The sequence below is a fragment of the Actinoallomurus spadix genome (assembly GCF_024055725.1).
Classification (GTDB): Bacteria; Actinomycetota; Actinomycetes; order Streptosporangiales; family Streptosporangiaceae; genus Actinoallomurus; species Actinoallomurus spadix.
Genome location: NZ_JAMXMX010000027.1, coordinates 35,785 through 56,361, shown reverse-complemented (window position 1 = coordinate 56,361; position 20,577 = coordinate 35,785). Strand labels below are relative to the sequence as shown.

The following is a 20,577-nucleotide window of genomic DNA, read 5'->3' as shown; positions in this document are numbered from 1 at the left end:
TCTCTGGGGAATCCGGTGAACCTCTGAGACCGGCGCTGCGTCTCTCTTACGGAGGCCCGACGGGAGCGGGGCGTCGGGCCTCCTTCTTTTCTCCGGGGGCGCGTCCGACACCACACCTCCGGGAGGTCGCTGTGGCCGGTTGGCCCAGTCTCGGTCGCGTCGATGACCGCCGGTTCGCGCAGGAGCTGCGCGCCGGCGACGCCACCGCGCTCGCCCAGATCTACGACGTCTACGCGCCGCGCCTGTTCGACTACTGTCACGCGCTGCTGCGCGACGAGGACCTGGCGGCGGAGGCGCTCCGTGACTCGCTGATCGCGGCGCTCGCGCACGTCGGCGGGCTGCGGGAGCCGGAGCGGTTCCGCAGCTGGCTGTACACCCTCGTACGGAACGAGTGCCTGCGGCGGCTGCGTGACCCGCGGACGCCCGGGGAGCGGTATCCCGCCGCCGAGGAGGCCGACGACGCGTTCCTCGACGCGGAGGAGCGCGGTCGCCGCCTCGAGACCCGGCGGCTCGTGCACAGCGCGCTGGCCGGCCTGCCGGGCCGTCACCGCGAAGCCGTGGATCTCGCCGTACGCCACGAGCTGGCCGCGGAGGATCTGGCCGGCGTTCTGGGGATCTCCTCTCAGGAGGCCCTGGAGCTGGTGGCCGAGTCGCGTGACGAGCTCGACAACGCCCTCGCCGCCGCGATCATCGCCCGTACGGGCCGGGGCGACTGCCCGAGCGTCGCCGCGCTGGTCGACGAGCACGAGTGGCCACTGCCGCCGGAGGTGTCCCGCAAGCTCATCCGGCACATCGCCTCCTGCCCGGCGTGCCGGGACCGCCGCCAGCGGAAGGTATCGACCAACCGGCTCCTGCAGATGATGCCGGTCGCCGCGCTCCCGGCGCGGCTGCGCGGCGCGATCCTGTCGGCGGCGACCGACCCGGACCTGGCCGAGGCGCGGGCGCGCATCGCCCGGCGCGCGGAGCCGTTCGACGCCTGGGGCCGGCCGACGAGCCTGGACCGCGTCCGGCCCGCCCACGACGACGACCGGGGCGGTGTTCCCCGGCTGTGGCCGGTCGTGGGCGCGGCGGCGTGCGTCCTCCTCGTCGCCGGGGCCGTCTTCCTGGTCACGGGCGGGTCGTCCGCGCAGCACCCGTCCGGCGGGGCGCGCCGTCCGGTCGCGGCCGGCACGGGCGCCTCCCCGTCCGACAGCCCGTCCGCCGGGGACCCCGCCGACTCCGGTTCGCCCGACCCCACGCCGAGCAGCACGACGCCCACTCCGACCCCGACGCGTACGAGCAGGACGCCGACCCCGACGCCGACGCCGACGGCGACCACGCGGAGGCCGGCGCCGCGGCCGACGCACACGCGCAAGCGCCGGTCGCCCCGGCCCGTACCCGGCACGCTCGTGGTGTCCGCCGAGGGTCCGGGCGACGCGAAGACCATCACCCTGACCGCACGGAACGGCGTCGTCCACTGGGCGGCGAGCCCCGGACCGTACGTCACGGTCGGCGGCCCCACCAGCGGCACGCTCGCGCCGGGACGGTCGGTGACGCTCACCGCCACGGCCGACGAGGTCACCGCCTGCACGCAGACGACGCCGGTGGAGCGGTCGGGCGTCACGTTCACGCCGGGCGGCGCGGTCGCGCTGTCCTGGACCTGCTGACGCCCAGGTCGGGCCGGAAATCCGATCTGGGAGTGATCGGGTCCTTACGCGACGGGCGACGGTAGTGCCAGGATGCGGCCCATGACTCCTGACGTGGCCGCATTCCGATCCGCCCGTGACTTCCTGCTGGCGAACGCCGAGGACTACGAGACCGCCTACCGCGACTTTCGCTGGCCGGAGGTCGCCGACTTCAACTGGGCGCTCGACTGGTTCGACGGCGTGCTCGCCGCCGAGACCCCCGACCGGCCGGCGCTGTGGATCGTCGAGGAGGACGGCTCGGAGCTGAAGCTGACGTTCGCCGAGCTCGCCGAGCGGTCGAGCCGGGTGGCCGGCTGGCTGCGGGCCCAGGGCGTGGAGCGGGGCGACCGGATCCTGCTCATGCTCGGGAACCAGGTCGAGCTGTGGGAGACGATGCTGGCGGCGATGAGGCTCGGCGCCGTCGTCGTCCCCGCGACCACCCTGCTGACCGCCGACGACCTGCGCGACCGGATCGCGCGGGGCGGCGTCGCGCACGTCGTGACGGGGGCGGCCGACACCGCGAAGTTCGCCGACCTGACGGGCGGCTGGACGAGGATCTGCGTGGGCGCGGCGGACGGCTGGCTGTCGTTCGGCGACGCCTACGGGCACGAGCCGTACGACGCGGCCGGGACGACGACGCACGCGGGCGACACGTTGCTGCTGTACTTCACCTCCGGGACGACCGCCCGGCCGAAGCTGGTGGAACACACGTACGCCTCGTACCCGGTCGGGCACCTGTCGACGATGTACTGGATCGGCCTGCGCCCCGGTGACGTGCACCTGAACGTCTCCTCGCCCGGCTGGGCCAAGCACGCGTGGAGCAACGTGTTCGCGCCGTGGAACGCCGGCGCGTGCGTGCTGGTCCTCAACTACGCGCGGTTCAGCGCGCCCGCGCTGCTGGAGGTGATGCGGCGGTGCGAGGTGACGACGTTCTGCGCGCCGCCGACGGTGTGGCGGATGCTGATCCAGGAGGACCTGCGGTCCTGGGACCTGAACCTGCGCATCGCCGTCGCGGCGGGTGAGCCGCTCAACCCGGAGATCATCGACCAGGTCCGCGACCAGTGGGGCCTCACGGTGCGGGACGGTTACGGCCAGACCGAGACGACGGCGCAGATCGGCAACCCGCCCGGGCAGCCGCTGAAGCCCGGGTCGATGGGCCGTCCGCTGCCGGGCTACCGGATCGCGCTCATCGACCCGGTGAGCGGACGGCCCGCGGACGAGGGTGAGGTGTGCATCGACCTGTCCGCGCGCCCGGTCGCGCTGATGGCGGGGTACCGCGACGAGTCCGGGCGGACCGGCGAGGCGATGGAGGGCGGCTACTACCACACCGGTGACGTGGCGTCCGTGGACGCGGACGGCTACATCACGTTCGTGGGCCGTACCGACGACGTCTTCAAGGCGTCGGACTACAAGATCTCGCCGTTCGAGCTGGAGAGCGTGCTGCTGGAGCACGACGCGGTCGCGGAGGCCGCCGTCGTGCCCGCCGCCGACCCGGTGCGCCTGGCCGTGCCGAAGGCGTACGTCACGCTGGCCGCCGGGCACGAGCCGACGGCCGAGACGGCACGCTCGATCCTCGCCCACTCCCGGCGGCGGCTGGCGCCGTACAAGCGGGTGCGCCGCCTGGAGTTCGGCGAGCTGCCGAAGACGATCTCGGGGAAGATCCGGCGGGTCGAGCTGCGCGGGCTGGAGGGCGAGGACCGGCGCCCCGGGGAGTTCCGTGAGGAGGACTTCCGTGACCTGACCTCCTGACGGGCGCGATCACTCAGCGTCAGGATCTCTCGGACGACGCGAAAAGTGATCACGCAGAGTTGCTCACTATGCCGCAATTGCCATCAAAACGTCCTATCAGTTCTTGATCGATGGCAGGATGCGTGAACCGAAGACGCCTCTGGGGCGTCCGCAGCGCTTGTGGCAGGTGAGCAACGGGAGGACATGTGGCCGGGTGGCCGACCATCGACAGGGCCGATGAGCAGCGACTGGCGGAGGCTCTCCGCGCGGGCCACCCGACCGCCATGGCCGGGGTCTACGACGCGTACGCGCAACGGCTGTACGACTACTGTCACGTGCTGCTCCGCGACCAGGAGCTGGCCGCCCAGGGCCTGCACGACTCACTGATCATCGTGCAGGAGCGGATCGCGGCGCTGCCGGACCCCCGGCGGTTCCGCGCCTGGCTGTACGCCGTGACGCGGGCCGAGTGCCTGCGGCGCCGCGCCGAGACCGGCGTCCCCGAGGACCGCCGCAAGGCCCCGGAGGCCGTCGGTCTCGTGGAGACCGACGAGTCCACCCGCCGGCTCGTGCACGCCGCCCTGATGGTGCTGAGCAGCGGGCAGCGCGAGGCGCTCGACCTGGCGTTGCGGCACGAACTCGACCCGAACGAACTCGCCCAGGTGCTCGGCACGACGCCGCAGAACGCCTCGGTCCTCCTCGAGCAGGCGCGCAACGACCTGGACGACGCCTTCGCGGCCGTGGTCGTGGCGGCGACCGGACGCGACGACTGCCCGAGCGTCTCCGCGCTGGCGGGCCCGGAGGACCGGCCGCTGGACGCCGAGACCTGCGGCCGGCTCTCCCGCCACATCGCGACCTGCCCGATCTGCGGGCTGCGCGCGAACCGCAAGGTGGCGACCGCCCGGTTGCTGCACGCGATGCCGGTCGCGGCGGTGCCCGCCGATCTGCGAGCGCGCGTGCTCGGCACCGTGACGCCCGAGTTCGCCGACCTGCGCGCGTCGATCGCGACGCGCGCCGATGCGCCGCCGGCCCGGGACACCTTCGAGGACGACGAGCCGCGCCGGAGGGCCGGCCTGTGGATCGCCCTGGGAGCGGCCGCCTGCGGCGTCATGCTCATCACCGGGATCCTGCTCCTGCTGCCCGGCTCGGGAGGCAATGCCGACCCGGGAGAGCAGGCCGCCGCCGCGCGGTCCGGCGGCTCGCCGAGCGCCGACCCGTCCGAGTCGTCCCCGGCCGGTCCGGCCCCGAGCAGGTCCGCGAAGCCGTCGTCGTCGCACACTCCGACGCCCAAGCCGTCGAAGAGGAAGCGGACGCCGAGCCCGCGGCGCACCTCCGGGAGGCCGGAGACGCCCGCCCCTGCCCCGGCGCCCTCCGGCCCGCAGGTTCCGCCCACCACCGGGACGCTGACCGTGGCCGGGTGCGACATGCGGTACTCCGGCCGCTGCGACGTGAAGGTGACGGCCAAGGACGGGCCGGTGCACTGGGCGGTGCGCGACACCAGCGGGGCGATCGACGCCAAGGGCAGCGGCGACCTCGGCCCGGGAGAGTCGGCCTACGTTCCGGTCTCACGCACCTACAAGGACCTGTGCGTCATCGAGAACAAGGGCGCGGTGTCCTTCTCCCCGGGTTCGTCGGCCGGCGTGCACTGGAACTGCTGACCGCCCGCCGGTCCGGCGCCTCGAGCGATCTTCTTTCTGGTCGCAGCGGACTCCGATCACCGTCGGTGAGACTCATCTCACCGTACGTCCGGCGGCGAAGCGTAGCCAGTTCGCACACTTTCGTGGCAGAACGCGGCCATAAGGCGGTCGTTAGTGGCAGTATTCGGGATCTGATGGTGCGCCTGGGACTCCTGGGCTCTGGGGGACGAACCGAACAGCGGGGAGGGTGACGTGGCCGGGTGGCCGAGCATCGACAGGGCCGAGGACCAGCGGCTGGCACGGGCACTCGACGCCGGGGACACCAACGCCATCCCTCAGCTCTACGCCGCGTACGCGGCACGGCTGTTCGACTACTGCAACGTCCTGCTCCGCGACCAGGACACCGCCGCGCAGACCGTGCACGACACGCTCATCGCGGTGCAGGGGCGCATCGCCGCGCTCCCCGACCCCCGGCTGTTCCGTGCCTGGCTGTACGCCACCGCGCGCGGCGACTGCCTGCGCCGCCTGTCGCACGGCGAGCTCCCGGCGGAGCGCCGGCGGGCGCCGGAGACCGAGCTCCCGGGCGGCCTGGACCCGGCGGCCCGCGAGTTCCTGGCCGCCGCGTTCCTCGTGCTGAGCGCCCGGCAGCGGGAGGCCCTCGACCTGCTCGTCCGGCATGAACTGGACCCGCACGAGCTGTCCGAGGTGCTGGAGACGACGCCCCAGGAGGTGTCCGCGCTGATCGAGCAGGCGCGGAGCGACCTCGACGACGCGTTCGCCGCGGTCGTCGTGGCGGCGACCGGACGCGACGACTGCCCCACCGTCCCCACTCTGGCGGGCCCTCCCGGGGAGCACCTCGACACGGAACGGTGCCGGGAGCTCGCCCGGCACATCGCCGGCTGCCCGATCTGCGCCCTGCGCGTGAACGGCAGGGTCGGGGCCGACCGGATGCTGCGCGGGATGCCGGTCACCGCCCTCCCCGAGAACCTGCGCGGACGCGTCCTCGCCACGGCGTTCTCCCCCGAGCACGCCCAGACCCGGGCGGCGATCGCGCTGCGCTTCGCCCCCCCGCCACCCGAACCCCCGGCGGAGAAACCGCGGCGGAAGGTGTCTCCCGTGCTGGTCGCCGGCGCGGCGGCCACCGGCGCGGTCCTCGTCCTCAGCGGGTTCCTCCTCGTGTCCTCCGGGTCGGACGGCCCCGGCGACCAGCGGGCCGCCGGGAGCAGCGGCCCCGCGGCCGCGCCGAGCGAGTCCTCGACCGACGACGGCGCCATGACCTCCCCCTCCGCGGACTCCTCGCCCACCCCCAGGACGAGCACCCCGACACCGACGCCCTCGGCCACTCCGACGCCGACGCCGACCCCCACCCCGTCCAGGCACCGGAGGACCGCCCACCCGACCCGCCACCCCGGCTCGCCCGCCCGTACCCCCTCGCGTTCGGCGCCCCATCCTCCGCAGTCCGGCACGCTCGTCGTCTCGGGGTGCGACATGGGCTACGGGTACCAGTGCTCGATCACCCTCTACGCGGACGGCGGCTCCGTGAGGTGGGCGGTCACGGCCACCGACGGCGTCAGCACCGGCGGCAGCGGGTACCTCGCCGCGGGCACGAGCACCTCCCTCACGGTCACCCGCTCCGATCGATGCTGGCGAGGCGTCCGGCAGGGCTCGGTCACCTTCTCCTCCGGCGCCGTCGCCTACGTCACCTACTACTGCTCACGATGACCCGCCGGGTGGTCCCCGGCCATCGCCGCCGAGTGGCCATACCGGCGGCCGGGGCCGCGCCCGTACGGTCGGGCCCATGGACCTGCCTGCCAAGAAGGCGCTGCTGCGCGCCCTGCACGAGAACCACCCGGACGAGCGGGGACTCCCCCTGATCCTGCCGAACGCCTGGGACGCCGCGAGCGCCCGCGTGCTCGTGGACGCCGGCTTCGCCGCGATCGCGACCGCGAGCCACGCCGTGTCCGCGAGCCTGGGGTACGGCGACGGGGAGACCGCGCCGTACGCGGAAATGTTCGCCGCGGCCGGCCGCGTGACCCGCGCCGTGGACGTGCCGGTGTCCGTCGACGCCGAGGCGGGGTACGGCCTGCCGCCGGCCGAGCTCGCCGCCCGGCTGCGCGAGGCCGGCGCCGCGGGCTGCAACCTCGAGGACACCGCGCACGGCGCGCCGGGCGCGGGGCCCGCCCTCGCCGACGTGGCCGCGCAGGCCGGGCGGATCGCCGCGCTGCGGGACGCCGACCGTGAGCTGTTCATCAACGCCAGGGTCGACGTGTACGTCCCGGGAGCGCTGCCGGGCGCGTCGGACGCCGAGCGCCTGGAGGACGCCGTCGGCCGCGCCCGCGCCTACCTCGATGCCGGTGCCGACGGCGTCTTCGTCATCGCGGTCTCCGACGAGACGACGATCGGGAAGCTCGCCGGCCGGATCCCCGCGCCGCTCAACGTGCTGTACCGGCCCGGCATGCCCTCGCTCGCCCGCCTCGGCGAGCTGGGGGTGCGCCGGGTGACGTTCGGCCCCGGGCTGCAACGCGTGACGCTCACGCTGCTGGCCCGGCTCGCCGGGGAGCTCCACGCCGGCGAGACTCCGGGCCTGTGACGGCGGCTCAGCCCGCGTCGAGGGTGCGGTGGGCGCGGTCGAGGAGGATCGGCACCGACTCGCCGATCCGGTCGAAGCCCTCGCCCACCGTCGCCTTCTGCAGGTACCTGACGTGGATGCCCTCCAGCACCACGGCCAGCTTGAAGCAGCCGAACGCCACGTAGAAGTCCAGGTCGGTCAGGTCGTACCCGGTGGCCGAGGCGTAGCGGTCGGCGAACTCCCCGCTCGACAGGAACCCGGGCGCGGTCGTGACGGTCGAGCCGACGGGGATCGCGCCGCGCTCGTCGTCGCCGGGATCGGTCCAGTAGACCAGCGTCAGCCCGAGGTCGGACAGCGGGTCGCCGAGCGTGGACATCTCCCAGTCGACGACCGCGGCGATCTCCGGTTCGGGCGTCAGGCGTACGAGCGCGTTGTCGAGGCGGAAGTCGCCGTGGACGAGGCCGGTGACCCCCTCGCCCGGCAGGCGCGCGGCGAGCCGCTCGACGAGCCGCTCGTACGACGCGCGCACGGCGTCGCCGGCGGTGGGGTCGGCGGAGAAGGAGGCGTCCCACTGCTTGCGCCAGCGGGCGAGCTGGCGGGTCATGTACCCCTGCGGCCGGCCGAATCCGCCGAGGCCGGCCTTGTCGACGTCGAGCAGGTGGATCGCGGCGAACGCGTCCGCCAGGCGATCGCTGAGGGCGCGGGCCTGCTCCGGGGTGACGTCCGCGGCGTCCTCGACGGTCCGCAGCACCCGGCCCTCGACGTGCTCCATCACGTAGAACGGCGCGCCGATGACCTCCTCGTCCACGCACAGGGCCAGGGGTGTGGGCACCGGGACGTCGCTGCCGGTCAGCGCGGACAGCACGGTGTGCTCCCGGCGCATGTCGTGGGCGGTCGGCAGCACGTGGCCGAGCGGCGGGCGGCGCAGCACGACGCGCCGCTCGCCGAGCCGCAGGAGGTAGGTCAGGTTGGAGCGGCCTCCGGCGAGCATCTCGATGCCCGTGATCGGGACGTCGCCGCCGGGCAGGTGGTCCGCCAGCCAGGACGACAACCGCGGGACATCGATCCCGGGCACTCCGGCCACCCGCTCGGTCATGGTCCCTCCCTTTCCGTACACGGCGTACGGCCGGCCGGTCGCGCGCCGCTCAGCGCCTCTCAGCACCGTGTAGCGCCTATTAGAACGCGACTCGGGATACCGGCGCCAACCGGCCCCGCTCCGTCCGGATCCGGCCGTAGGGAGTGGCGAAGGGTGACGAAGGGTAGGCATTCGGCCCGTCGGGGTATCAGAACGAGAAAAGGTGACCCAAACCCTCAGAACCGCCTCAACTAGGGCGAATCTCCCAATCAGCCGAAACACCATCCAGGCAAGGACCCGACCCGATGAAGGGGAACAGACGTGGCCGACGCATGGCTGCCTGGCGCCGGACGCCTGCATACCGCGTATGACGGCGGATCGCTCAAGGGCGGCGCGCCCCGTGCGGTCTGGCACACCAGCGAGAACGACCCGCGCCGGATCTCCGCTCGCTCCGTGGCCCAGCGCCTGGAGCAGCAGGGACACAGCGCCCACCTCGTGTGGAACCCCTGCAGCGGCGAGATCGTGCAGATGGTGCCCGCCACGCGGGCCGCGAACCTCCTCCCCGACGAGGTGGGCCGCGAGGGCCGCGCCTGCCTCCAGATCGTCGTCGTCGGGCTCTCCCACGAGCCGTTCACGACCGGCCCCCTGAACGGCCTGGACCGGATCGTCGTCTGGCTCGACGGCTGGCACGTGCCGCGCCGGTGGCCCGCCGGCCCGCCGCTGCCCCGGCCGGAGGCGTACGACGCCGTCCGCGGGCGCCGGCCCTGGGCGCGCGGCGGGCACTACGGCGCGTCCCAGGTGCCCGGGGCGACCTCCTCGGACCCCGGCCGGATCGACACCCGGAAGATCACCGGCCCGGAGGCGCCCGTGGGAATTCCCCGGCCCCGGGTGGCGCCCGGTGAGGAGACCGCCTCGGCCAACCCGGACGCCCTGCTTAGCCGGCGGCCGCACGCGCCGGACCGGATAGAGCCTCCCGGACCAGCGCACGTACGAGCGCGCAGCCGGTCCTGACCTGCGCGAGCGCGGCGGCGCCGTAGCCGATCTCGAGGCCGTGCACGACCGGCGGCCCGCCGAACCGCCGCTCCATCGTGTCGAGCAGGACACCGTGCTCCGCCGCGCGCTCGACGACCCGGGTCGCGGCGTCCGGTGGCAGTTCGAGGACGATGTGCAGCCCGGCGGTCTCCCCGCGCAGCGGAAGGTCGCCGAGCGCCTCGACCACGGCCGCACGGCGCCGCGCGTACTCCGCCCGCATCCGCCGCACGTGCCGGTCGAGGTCGCCGCGCTCGATCAGGATGCGCACCGCCTCCTGCGGCACCATCGCCGTACGGTCGTTGACCCGATCCCGCAGGTCCGTGATCGCCGCGACGAGGTCCGGGCGCGCCACCAGCCAGCCGACGCCGACGTCGGGCGCCAGCGTCTTCGCCGTGGTGCCGAGGTACACCGTCACCTCGGGATCCAGCCCGTACAGCGCGGGCAGCGGCGCCACGTCGTACCGGAACTCGCTGTCGTAGTCGTCCTCGGCGATCAGCGCGCCGGTGCGCCGCGCCCACGCCACCAGCGCCTGACGGCGCGGCACCGGCAGCCGGCCGCCGAGCGGGTACTGGTGCGACGGGGTCGTGTAGACGACGCGGAGGCCGTCGGGCAGCGCGTCGACGATCAGCCCGGACCCGTCCACCGGGCACGGCACCACCTCCGCGCCCCGCGCCGCCAGCGTCGCCCGCGCCTTGGTGTACCCCGGCTCCTCCACACCGACCCGGTCGCCGGGCCGCAGCACGGCCGCCCCGAGCAGGTCCAGGCCGTTCGTCGCGCCCCGCGTCACCAGGATCCGCTCCACCGGGCACGCGACGCCGCGGCTGCGCCGCAGGTAGTCGACGAGCGCCGCGCGGAGCCCCGGCAGGCCGCGCGGATCCGGCCGCCCGTCCGGGGTCACGGTCCCCGCCAGCCGCCACGCGCGCCGCCACGCGGGCGTGTCCAGCCCGTGCACCCAGGGGACGCCGGGCCGCAGGTCGATGGCGGCCCCGCCGGCCGGCGCCGGGTCGGCCGGCACCGGCGGGACCGCACGGAGGAACCCGCCGCCCGGCGGGGCGACGCCGGAGATGTCGGCGACGTACGTGCCCGATCCGTGCCGGCCCTCGATCCAGCCCTCGGCGTACAGTTGCTCGTACGCCTCGGTGACCACGGTGCGGCTGACTCCCAGGGCGGACGCCAGCGCCCGGCTCGACGGGAGGCGTTCCCCGGCCTTCAGGCGCCCCTCGCCCATCGCCGCGCGCAGCTGCCCGCCCAGCTGGACGCTGAGCGGCGTCCCGGCGTCGCGATCGACGACGAGGGGCAGGTCGAAGTGGTCCCGCGACAAAGTGGTCCCCTGTTTCCGCTAGGAAGTGGCCATACCTGTCAGGCCACTTCGACCCTACCGTCGTGGCCATGACGACTTCGCCGATCTCCGAGGCACCTTCCGGCGGGGCGCCGCTCTCCCCCACCGAGCGCACGCGCGTCCGCCGCCTCTCCGAGCGCGCCGCCACCGACCGGCAGGCGCTGTACGACCTCCTCGACGCCGCGCGCATCTGCCACCTCGGCGTGATCGTCGACGGCGCGCCGCGCGTGCTGCCGACCGGGTACGGCCGCGACGGGGACACCCTCTACCTCCACGGCTCGACCGGCGCCGTCAGCCTGCGGACCGATGATGAGATCTGCGTCACGGTCACCCACGTCGACGGGCTCGTCCTCGCTCGCTCCGTCTTCCACCACTCGATCAACTACCGCAGCGCCGTGATCTACGGCCGGCCCCGCCTCGTCACCGACCCGGACGAGAAGCTCACCGGTCTCCGCGCCATCGTCGAGAACCTCACCCCCGGCCGCTGGGACGCCGCCCGCCGCCCCACCCGCAAGGAACTCGCCGCGACCGCCGTCCTCGCCCTGTCGCTCGACGAGGCGTCGGTGAAGACGCGTCAGGGCCCGCCCGGGGATGACGAGGAGGATTACGCGCTGGACGTCTGGGCGGGCGTGCTGCCGGTCCGGGAGGTGATCGGCGAGCCGGTCCCCGACCCCCGGCTACGACCTGGGATCAGGTATTCCGAAGCGTGACATAGGCCACTTACCCTGACCCCATGACTCCTCCGGGCTGGTACCGCGATCCGTACGGCGATCCGGGCCTTCTGCGCTGGTGGGACGGCCGGCAGTGGACCCAGACGACCCGATCACTGGGCGAAGACCCCCAGGCGGGGCAGGCCGAGGGGAATCCGGACCCGCCCGGGCCCGCGACGCAGGCGGAGGAGACCCCGGACAGACCCGAGGGGCAGGCCGAGGGAAGCCCGGCCGAGCCCGAGGCGCGGACCGGGGGAAGCCCGGCCCGACCTTCTGCGCGGGCCGAGGGGACGCCGGCCGGATCTGAGGCGCAGGCAGAGGGCGCTCCGGCGGGGCCGGCGCCCCAGGCGTGGGGAGGTCCCGGCGCGGCCGGACCCGAGACGCAGGCATGGGAGGCCCCCGGCGGAGCCGGTCCCGCGGCACCGGCCTGGGGCGCTCCCGCCCCGGCGTGGCCGGAGGCGGGACCGGGAACCGCGCCCGCGTGGCCGGGCTCCGGCCCGGGAGCCGCTCCGGCGTGGCAGGGCGCGAGCCCGGGATCCGCCCCGGGATGGCAGGGCGCGAGCCCGGGATCCGCCCCGGGATGGCAGGGAGCAGCCCCGGGGGCCGCCCCGGGATGGCAGGGAACGAACCCGGGATTCGCCCCAGGGTGGCCGGGAGCGGGCCCGGGGCAGGCGGCCCCGCCGCCGTGGACCCAGCCCGGACCGCGGACCCGGCGAAGCCGGCTCCCCCTCCTGATCGGCGGCGGTGCCGCCGCTGTGATCATCATCACGGTCGTCGTCGTCCTGCTCGCCACGAACATCTTCGGCGGCGGCGACGACAAGGCCGGCCGGTCCCCGGTCGTCGCGACCATCACCGACGCCCAGGCGGGCATCTCCTACCCCCGGCTCGGCGGCGCGTGGCGCACCGAGGCCGTCACCGCGACCGGCGGCCTCGGCAAGCTCGGCTTCGACCAGGGTGAGACCGCCCAGGTCATGGCCGATTTCCAGAACGGCGAGCCGTACGTCGCCAGCGCCTACAGCGGCGTCAGCACCGACATCTCCACCGACCCGCTGCAGACCAAGGCCAGGACCGTGTTCGCGGCCCTGGAGCCGGGCTCCTACCCCGCCCACACCCGCCAGGAGCTGGCCTCCGAGTCCCACCCCGTCGGCGGGCACGACGGCTGGCTCCTCAAGGTCCGGCTGACCTTCCCCCAGGCCGCGTCGCAGCACTGGAACTTCCGTACGGAGACGGCCGCGCTCGTGCTCGTCGACCGCGGGAACGGCCAGGCGCCGGCGGAGTTCTACGTCTCGATTCCGGACAGCCACAAGCGCCAGGGCGACCTCGATCTGCTCCTGACCTCACTCAAAGTGTCCTGACAGGACTTATGGTGAAGGTCATGAACGACCGGCTGGTCTGGATCGACTGTGAAATGACCGGGCTCGACCTGCGGCGCGATGCGCTGATCGAGATCGCCGCCCTGGTGACCGACAGTGAGCTCAACATCCTCGACGCGGGGATCGACCTGGTGATCAAGCCTCCCGAGGAGGCCGTGGAGCAGATGTCGAAGGTCGTGCGCGACATGCACACGACCTCCGGGCTGCTCGACGTGCTGCCCGGCGGCATCACCCTGGCGGAGGCGGAGAACCGCGTCCTGGAGTACGTCCGCTCCCACGTCCCCGGGGTCAAGAAGGCCCCCTTGTGCGGCAACTCCATCGCGACCGACCGGTCCTTCCTCGCCCGTGACATGCCCGCGCTGGACGCCCACCTGCACTACCGCATGATCGACGTGTCGTCGATCAAGGAGCTGGCCCGGCGCTGGTACCCCCGGGCGTACTTCGCCAGCCCCGAGAAGAAGGGCGGCCACCGCGCCCTCGCGGACATCACCGAGAGCATCACCGAGCTCCGCTACTACCGCGAGGCCGTGTTCGTCCCCCAGCCCGGACCCGACTCCGAGACGGCCCGCGCCATCGCGACGAATATCGGTGAGCGATGAGGTCCCGGAAGCCGCTACACTTCATCACGCCGCCTCGTGCGGACATGGTGGGTGTAGCTCAGTTGGCAGAGCACCAGGTTGTGGTCCTGGGTGTCGGGGGTTCAAGTCCCCTCACTCACCCCAAGAAGACGGCCCCGGCGCGCACGCGCCGGGGCCGTCGGCCTTTTCCGGCGTCCCACGGCCTTCGTCTCCCGACCCCTCCCGGATCACGCCCCCGCCGTGACCGAATCCCCCGGAGGCAGGATGAGTTCCGACGGTCCGCTGCCGCTCCGTGTCATGGTCGTCGACGGCGACCCCGCCCTCCTCTCCGTGCTGGAGGACAGCGACGAGCTCAATGTGGTCAACGAGCCCGGTGAGCCCACCGCGCCGGGAGAGGCCCTGGAGGCCGCGGAACGCCTCCGACCCGATCTCGTGATCCTCGGCCCGGAGTTCGCCGCTCACGCGGCCTCTCTGAGCCGCAGGGCGCGCGTCTTCGTCGTCTGCTCCGAGCCCAACGCCGCGACGGCGGCCCTCCGCGAGGGCGCGAGCGCCCACCTCACCCCCGACCGGTTCACCCCACGGGAGCTCCTCGAGATCTTCCGCGACGCCGGCCGCGCCGACCTCGACCTGTCCGCCCGCGAGGCGGAGGTCATGGACCTGATCGCCGGCGGCCGCTCCAACGGCGAGATCGCACGCGAGCTGTTCCTCAGCGAGAAGACGGTCAAGAACCACGTGAACCGGATCTACGCCAAGCTCCGGGTCGGCTCCCGAGCGGCCGCGATCACCCTCTGGCGGGCCCGCCCCCAGCCCCGCTGACCTGGGCCGACGGGGGCGGGTCAATCAATTCGCAACTAGGGCAAGGGGGCTGCTAGAGTTACGGACGTCGCAAGCGCCGCTAGCTCAATTGGCAGAGCAGCGGACTCTTAATCCGCGGGTTCGGGGTTCAAGTCCCTGGCGGCGCACCCGTCCCGACCTGGGCGCTCTCGGTACTCCGGGAGCGCCCAGTGTCTGTTTTGAAATGGTTCGGCAACGGTGGTCGCTCCATGGTCGCTCGGATGCCGGATGTGGTCGGCAACGTCGTCTACCCAGGTTCGGGTGCCTTGGTGATGGCGGCTTCGGGCGCCGGAGCGCTCTGCGTGGCCGTCCTGCCCGCTTGGTGTTCCGTCTCATCGAACCTGCTCGGCGTGTGGGGGCCTGAGCCGGTCGGATAGCAGGTCGGGCGAGATGACCGTCCTCACGTCCAGTCGGCCCTGGAAGGTCTGCGCGTCAGCGGTGGAGCTGCCAGATCCGGGCAGTGTCGTCGTAGGACCCGGTGGCCAGCAGCTTGCCGTCCGGGCTGAAGGCCAGGCTGGTGATGCCGGCGGTGTGGCCGGTGATGGTGGGTCCGGACTGCCGCTGGTCGGCCACGGTCAGCAGCCGGGCGTCGGCGCCGTCGGAGAAGGCGAGCAGCCTGCCGTCCGGGCTGAAGGCGACGGCCCGGCAGGTCGCCCGGCAGTGAATCGACGCGCCGGCCGGCTGATGGCCGGTCAGGTCCCATACCTGTACCCGATCACCGCCGGCGGCGGCGAGCGTGCGGCCGCCGGGACTGAACGCCACGCTCGAGATCCAGCCGTCGTAGCCGGTGAGGTCCGGTGTAACGTGCCGTTTCGCGGTGAGGTCCCACAGCTCCACCACACCCTTGGTGTTGTGGGTGTCCAGGTCTTCCTCTTTGCCAGTGGTGCCGATGGCCAGCACCCGGCTGTCCGGGCTGAAGGCCAGCGCGGTGACGTTGCCGGACTGCACCCGGGCCGCCTGGGTCGGCATGCCCTTGCCCGCGAGCGGGAAGAGCTGGATGTAGCCGTCCGGCTCCAGGGCCAGGAGGTTCCCGCTGGGGGCGAGCGCCATCGCCTCGATCGCGCCTCCGTCCAGGTTCACGCCGCTGGGCCTGCCGTGCCCGGACATGGGGAAGATGCGCAGGTACCCGTCGTCGCCGCCGGTGTAGAGCGCGGTGCCGTCCCGCGAGATCACCAGTGAGTTCACGCCGTCGGGATGCCGGTCCGGCGTGCCGCGCTCGGTGTGTGTGGCCACGTCCCACAGGCGGGCCGTCGCGTCGTCGCCCGCGGTGGCCAGCGTCTTGCCGTCGGGGCTGAACGCCACCGCCATGACCCAGGACGTGTGCCCGCGTAGCGTCCAGTTGGGCGGCGAGGGTGAAACGGAGGGGGTGGCCGGGTGCGGCGCGCGCTTGCGGGCCGAACCCGACCAGGGCGTCCAAATGAGGAGCCCGAGCAGCAGGGCGACGGTCAGCGCCGCGCCGACGGCCAGCAACCGGCCGCGCCGTGGCACCCGGACGGGATCGACCACTGTGGGCTGCGTACCTGCGAGCAGCCGGGCGAGCTCGGCTTGCCGGTCATCGATCAGCTGATGGACGGCGGGCGGCCAGGGCCGGGCGGCCGGCGCCACCTGACCGAGGAGCTCCAGCAGCCGGCCCGGCGACGGCCGGTCGCCGGGCGCCTTCGCCAGGCAGGCGGCCACGACCGGGCGGAGCGCGCCCGGCACACCGCCGAGCTCCGGCTCGGCATGGACCACGTTGTAGAGCGTCTGCATGGCGCCCGGGCCGTCGAACGGGCCGCGGCCGGTGCAGGCCAGCACCAGCACCGACCCGAGCGCGAAGACATCACCCGCCGCCGTCGGCGGCCCGCCGTGGGCCTGCTCGGGCGACATGAAGGCCGGCGTGCCGGTGGCGTCGCCGGCCATGCCGTCGGCCGATGCGATCCCGAAGTCGATGACCTTCGGACCATCGGCCGCCAGCAGCACGTTCCCCGGCGTGAGGTCGCGATGCACCAGCCCTGCGCGATGGATGTCACGCAGCGCGGCGGCCAACCCGGCCGCCAGCCGCCGTGCGGCGGGCTCGGGCAGCGGCCCGGCGGCCCGTACGGCCTCACGCAGCGACGGCGCCGGGACGTAGACCGAGGCGAGCCAGGGCACCGGCGCGTCCGGGTCGGCGCCGATCACCGGCGCCGTGTAGGCACCGGAGACGATCCTGGTCGCCATCACCTCGGCGCGGAACCGGTCCCGGTAGCCGGGCGCGCTCAGGAGCCGCGCGTGAACGAGCTTCACCGCGACCAGCCGGCCGTCCGGGCCCGAACAGAGCAAGACCCGGCCCATCCCGCCGCGGCCGAGTTCGGCCAGCGTCCGGTACGGCCCGATCCAGGGCGGGTCGGTGAGGGACAGGGGACGCATCGATATCAGCCCCGGGCGAGGGCGGCGAGATCCCAGAACTGGATCGTCCGCTTGCTCAGGGTGGCCAGGGTGCGTCCCTCGCCGTCGAATGCCACGCCGGTGACCTCGCCACCGAGGGCGATCGGCCGGCCGACCGGGCGTTGCGTGGTCACGTTCCAGAGGTACGCGTCGCCGTTGCTGGTGCCGCCGGCCAGAGTGTGCCCGTCCGGGCTGAAGGCGAGGAACTCGACCATGGTCGTCGAGCCGACGGTGATCGGCCGGCCGACCGCGCGGCCGGTCGGCACGTCCCAGAGCCGGACGGTGGAGTCGTAGGCCGCCGTCGCGAGGGTACGGCCGTCCGGGCTGACCAGCGCGGCGATGATGTGTGCGGTGTGGCCGAGCAGTGACTGCCCGGACTGCCGGCCAGAGGCGACGTCGTAGATCTTCACAGCGGTCTGGTCCGGGATGGCCAGGAGCTTGCCATCACCGGTGAAGCACACCTTGGACATGAGGTTGGCATCGCCGTAGTCGACCCTGCCGACCGACGCGTGAGTTCGGGCGTCCCAGATCTGGATCAGGTCCATGCCGGCGCCCCCCAACAGCCGGCCGTCGGGGCTGTAGCCGACGTCGTGCGCCGGGCCCGGGGCGTCCACGCTCGCCATGAGCGGGACCGTCAGGGCACCGACCTGCCGGCGGGTCTTGACGTCCCAGAGCTTGACGCCGTCGCCGGCGGTAGCCAGCGTGTCGCCGACCTCGTCGAAGGCGACGGCGAAGATCTTCGCCTTGTCACCGGTGCCGCCCTTGATCGGGTCTCCGGAGGGCTGCCGCGCGGCGACGTCGAACATTCGTACCGCGCCGTCGCCGCCGATCGCCACGAGCAGGCTGTCGTCCGGGCTGTAGCGCAGGTCGTCGAGCGGGACGTCGCTGCTCAGCGTGGCCACCGGCCGCCGTGTCGCGCCCGTGGCCGACTTTCCGGTGCCGGTCTTCCGCTTCTTGGAACCGCTGCCACCCGACGAGGCCCAGACGACGCCGCCCGCGGCCGTCGCGATGCCGAGGGCCGCCCCGCCCGCCGCCAGGAAGCGCCGGCGGCTGAACCCGGCGGGCGGCGCCTGGTCCACCGTGGTGTGGGCCGGGGGGATCGGCGGGCCGGCAGGCGGCCCGTCGGGCAGCAGCCGGTCGACCTCGCCCTGCTGGGCGGCGATCAGGGCATGCACCGCCGACGGCCATGGGCGGGCCGCCGGCGCCACCCCGCCGATCCGGCCCAGCAGCTGCTCGGGTGTCGGCCGACCAGCCGGATCCTTGGCCAGGCACGCCACCGCCAGCTCCCTGACCCGCTCCGGCAGCCCGCCGAGCTCGGGTTCGGCGGTGAGCACGTTGTGCAGAATCCGCGGCGTGCTGTCGGCTTCGAACGGGCCGTGCCCGGTGCAGGCGTACACCAGCACCGAGCCGAGCGAGAACACATCGCTGGCCGAGCCGAGTGACTCGCCACGCGCCTGCTCGGGTGACATGTAGCCGGCGGTGCCGATGAGCACCCCGGTCCGGGTGACCCGGGTGCCGTTGCCCTCGGCGGCCCGGGCGATGCCGAAGTCGATGACGCGCAGACCGTCGTGGGTGAGGAGCACATTCGAGGGCTTGAGGTCGCGATGCACCAAGCCCGCGTGATGTACCTCCATCAGCGCGGCGGCCAGCCCTGCAGCGAGCCGCAGCGCCGCCTCGGCATCCAGCACCCCCGTTCGCGCGACGGCGGTATGCAACGCGGGACCGGGTACGTACACCGAGGCCAGCCAGGGAGTCGGCGCCTCGGGATCGGCGTCGATCACCGCCGCCGTGTAGGCCCCGGCGACCTGCCGCGACGCCCGGACCTCTCGCCGGAACCGGGCGCGGAATCCGTCGTCGTCGACGTACTGCTCGTCCACGAGCTTGACCGCGACGAGCCGTCCGTCCAGGCCGCTGCCCAACAGCACCCGGCCCATCCCGCCCCGGCCGAGCTCGGCGAACATCCGATAGGGCCCGACCTGCCGAGGATCGGACGCGTCCAGAGACCTCAAACTCATGCCTTCCTTCTAGAAAGACAATCTTGTCTGACAGAGAGGAGCGCAGCAAGCTGCCGGCGCCTGAAACTCGGCGATCCTCTGTGACCTGGGAGTATTCGTGCATCAAACCACTGAGCCGGTCTTATCGGACGACCTTCATGTCGGCGTCGTCAGAGTCGGGTAACGCTCTCAACGGACTGGCCTGGTCCTTGAGCGCGGTGCGGCCGGCGTAGCTGAAATGATCCGCGTACTTGGCGCGCACCTCTCGCAGATGCGCGGCGTCGACGAACAGAATCCGGTCGAGGACATCTCGGCGTACGCCGCGGACCCAGCGTACTCACCCCCGTACGCGACCTTTTCTCGTCCAGCGCCTACACCCCTGACCCGGGGGCCGTCAACAGTCAGAAACTCGCGGAAATCGCCCAGCGCGGGCCGTTAGGCTTTCTGCGTGTTCGGGAAGATGCTGGCGATGCCGGATCGGGTCCTGCCGATCGGGAGATGGTGGCGGGCGCGCGGGCTGGCCGTGCGTGACGGTGCGCTGGCAGCGCTCTTCGCGGCCCTGGCGTTCACCCCCGGCGTGGCGCACGAGGGCATGATCATGGCGGAGAACGTCCGCCGCCCCGTTGACGGACTCGCCCTGGTGCTGCTGTTCGCCCAGTGCGTTCCCCTGGCCGGGCGCCGCATCCGGCCGGGTACGTGTCTGACGGTCATCGCCGCCGCGTTCGCGGTCCACGAGATCCTCGGCTATCCGCCCACGTTCGCCAGCGAGGGCCTGATCGTCGCGCTGTACAGCGTCGGGGCATACCAGGACCGCTTTCGCCGGGTGCCGGCCGTCGCCGGGATCGCCGGGTACGTCGTCCTCGTGGTCGTGGTGGTGGCCCAGGGCTCGCCCGAACGCCCGGCCGACTTCGTCGCGTTCTTTCTGATCGTCTATGCCGGCAGCTGGTCGCTGGGCGCCTGGATGCGGGCGCGTACCCGGCAGGAGGCCGAACACCGGCGGCAGGCCGCCGGCGCGGCGATCAGGGAGGAGCGTGCGCGCATCGCCCGGGAACTGCACGACGTGGTGACCCACCATGTGACGAACATGGTGATCCGGGCGGACGCCACCACGTTCCTCGCCACCGACTCGCCCAAGCAGGTGGTGAGCGGGCTGACCGAGATCGGTGAGACCGGCCGCCGTACGCTGGCCGAGCTGCGCTACTTCCTCGGCGTGCTCGACCCGGTGGACGACGAGCCGGAGCGCGAGCCGGCGGTCGGGGCCCTGCGGGACCTGGTGGAGGAGACCCGCTCGACGGGACAGCCGATCGAGCTGAGCGAGGTGGGCGAGCAGGGGCCGATGACCCGCGGCGCCGAGCTCGCGGCGTACCGGGTCGTACAGGAGTCGCTGACCAACGCCCTCAAGCACGCGCCCGGCCGCCGTACGGTCGTCCGGGTCCGCCACGACGCCGCCGAGGTCGACATCGAGGTGAGCACGGATGGCTCCCATGGCTCCGGCGGCGCCGCGCCGCGCTCGGCCGACGGACGCGGGCTGACCGGGCTGCGGGAGCGGGTCAGTGTGGTCGGAGGCGAGCTGCGGGCCGGTGTCCGCCCGGACGGCGGCTTCACCGTGCACGCCCGCATCCCGGCGGGAGGCGGGCGGTGACC

General features: G+C 73.4%; 15 protein-coding genes and 2 tRNA genes. 13 read left to right on the top strand and 4 right to left on the bottom strand.

Annotated elements, in window-relative coordinates:
• Positions 1-131: 131 nt before the first annotated feature.
• The 5 genes from NE235_RS30675 (at position 132) to NE235_RS30655 (ending at position 7,616) form a co-directional block, all read left to right on the top strand.
• Positions 132-1,646 (top strand): sigma-70 family RNA polymerase sigma factor, encoded by a 1,515-nt coding sequence (locus tag NE235_RS30675; protein ID WP_252809079.1) that lies wholly within the window; start codon positions 132-134, stop codon positions 1,644-1,646.
• Positions 1,647-1,727: 81 nt separating this feature from the next.
• On the top strand, positions 1,728-3,413 hold the full coding sequence (locus NE235_RS30670) for an AMP-binding protein (RefSeq protein WP_252809072.1): 1,686 nt from the start codon (positions 1,728-1,730) through the stop codon (positions 3,411-3,413).
• A gap of 185 nt (positions 3,414-3,598) precedes the next feature.
• Entirely contained in the window at positions 3,599-5,047 is a 1,449-nt protein-coding gene (locus NE235_RS30665; RefSeq protein ID WP_252809070.1) for a hypothetical protein, read from the top strand.
• 231 nt (positions 5,048-5,278) lie between these two features.
• Positions 5,279-6,748: an RNA polymerase sigma factor gene (locus NE235_RS30660; protein ID WP_252809068.1), complete on the top strand. Its 1,470-nt coding sequence runs from the start codon at positions 5,279-5,281 to the stop codon at positions 6,746-6,748.
• A 76-nt stretch (positions 6,749-6,824) separates the two neighbouring features.
• The gene (locus NE235_RS30655) at positions 6,825-7,616 is read left to right on the top strand and encodes an isocitrate lyase/PEP mutase family protein (RefSeq protein WP_252809066.1); all 792 of its coding nucleotides are present in this window, start codon (positions 6,825-6,827) and stop codon (positions 7,614-7,616) included.
• Between the two features lie 7 nt (positions 7,617-7,623).
• On the opposite strand, the gene NE235_RS30650 is transcribed toward NE235_RS30655, so the two are convergent.
• Entirely contained in the window at positions 7,624-8,691 is a 1,068-nt protein-coding gene (locus NE235_RS30650) for a phosphotransferase family protein (RefSeq protein WP_252809064.1), read from the bottom strand.
• Between the two features lie 300 nt (positions 8,692-8,991).
• Here NE235_RS30650 and NE235_RS30645 point away from each other — a divergent pair, with 300 nt between their 5' ends.
• Positions 8,992-9,681, top strand: coding sequence for a hypothetical protein (locus NE235_RS30645; protein ID WP_252809062.1), 690 nt, complete (start codon positions 8,992-8,994; stop codon positions 9,679-9,681).
• Here NE235_RS30645 and pdxR read toward each other — a convergent pair.
• On the bottom strand, positions 9,605-11,023 hold the full coding sequence (gene pdxR / locus NE235_RS30640; RefSeq protein WP_252809060.1) for a MocR-like pyridoxine biosynthesis transcription factor PdxR: 1,419 nt from the start codon (positions 11,021-11,023) through the stop codon (positions 9,605-9,607). The two genes, NE235_RS30645 and pdxR, sit on opposite strands and share 77 nt — an antisense overlap.
• Positions 11,024-11,091: 68 nt before the next feature.
• On the opposite strand from pdxR, the gene NE235_RS30635 reads away from it, so the two are divergent.
• From NE235_RS30635 to NE235_RS30610, 6 genes are all read left to right on the top strand, one after another.
• Positions 11,092-11,751: a pyridoxamine 5'-phosphate oxidase family protein gene (locus tag NE235_RS30635; RefSeq protein WP_252809058.1), complete on the top strand. Its 660-nt coding sequence runs from the start codon at positions 11,092-11,094 to the stop codon at positions 11,749-11,751.
• 755 nt (positions 11,752-12,506) lie between these two features.
• On the top strand, positions 12,507-13,106 hold the full coding sequence (locus NE235_RS30630; protein WP_252809056.1) for a hypothetical protein: 600 nt from the start codon (positions 12,507-12,509) through the stop codon (positions 13,104-13,106).
• A gap of 20 nt (positions 13,107-13,126) precedes the next feature.
• Complete coding sequence (gene orn, locus NE235_RS30625; RefSeq protein WP_252809054.1) at positions 13,127-13,723, top strand: oligoribonuclease; 597 nt, start codon at positions 13,127-13,129, stop codon at positions 13,721-13,723.
• 47 nt (positions 13,724-13,770) lie between these two features.
• Positions 13,771-13,846 (top strand) — tRNA-His (locus NE235_RS30620).
• A gap of 120 nt (positions 13,847-13,966) precedes the next feature.
• Positions 13,967-14,518, top strand: coding sequence for a response regulator transcription factor (locus NE235_RS30615; RefSeq protein WP_252809052.1), 552 nt, complete (start codon positions 13,967-13,969; stop codon positions 14,516-14,518).
• A gap of 73 nt (positions 14,519-14,591) precedes the next feature.
• Positions 14,592-14,664: transfer RNA gene (locus NE235_RS30610), tRNA-Lys, on the top strand.
• A gap of 304 nt (positions 14,665-14,968) precedes the next feature.
• Here NE235_RS30610 and NE235_RS30605 read toward each other — a convergent pair.
• Together NE235_RS30605 and NE235_RS30600 are read right to left on the bottom strand one after the other, a co-directional pair.
• Positions 14,969-16,921: a WD40 repeat domain-containing serine/threonine protein kinase gene (locus NE235_RS30605; RefSeq protein WP_252809049.1), complete on the bottom strand. Its 1,953-nt coding sequence runs from the start codon at positions 16,919-16,921 to the stop codon at positions 14,969-14,971.
• Positions 16,922-16,926: 5 nt separating this feature from the next.
• Positions 16,927-18,954, bottom strand: a complete 2,028-nt coding sequence (locus tag NE235_RS30600) for a WD40 repeat domain-containing serine/threonine protein kinase (protein ID WP_252809047.1) — start codon at positions 18,952-18,954, stop codon at positions 16,927-16,929.
• A 427-nt stretch (positions 18,955-19,381) separates the two neighbouring features.
• On the opposite strand from NE235_RS30600, the gene NE235_RS38435 reads away from it, so the two are divergent.
• Entirely contained in the window at positions 19,382-20,575 is a 1,194-nt protein-coding gene (locus NE235_RS38435; RefSeq protein ID WP_252809046.1) for a sensor histidine kinase, read from the top strand.
• Positions 20,576-20,577: the final 2 nt, after the last annotated feature.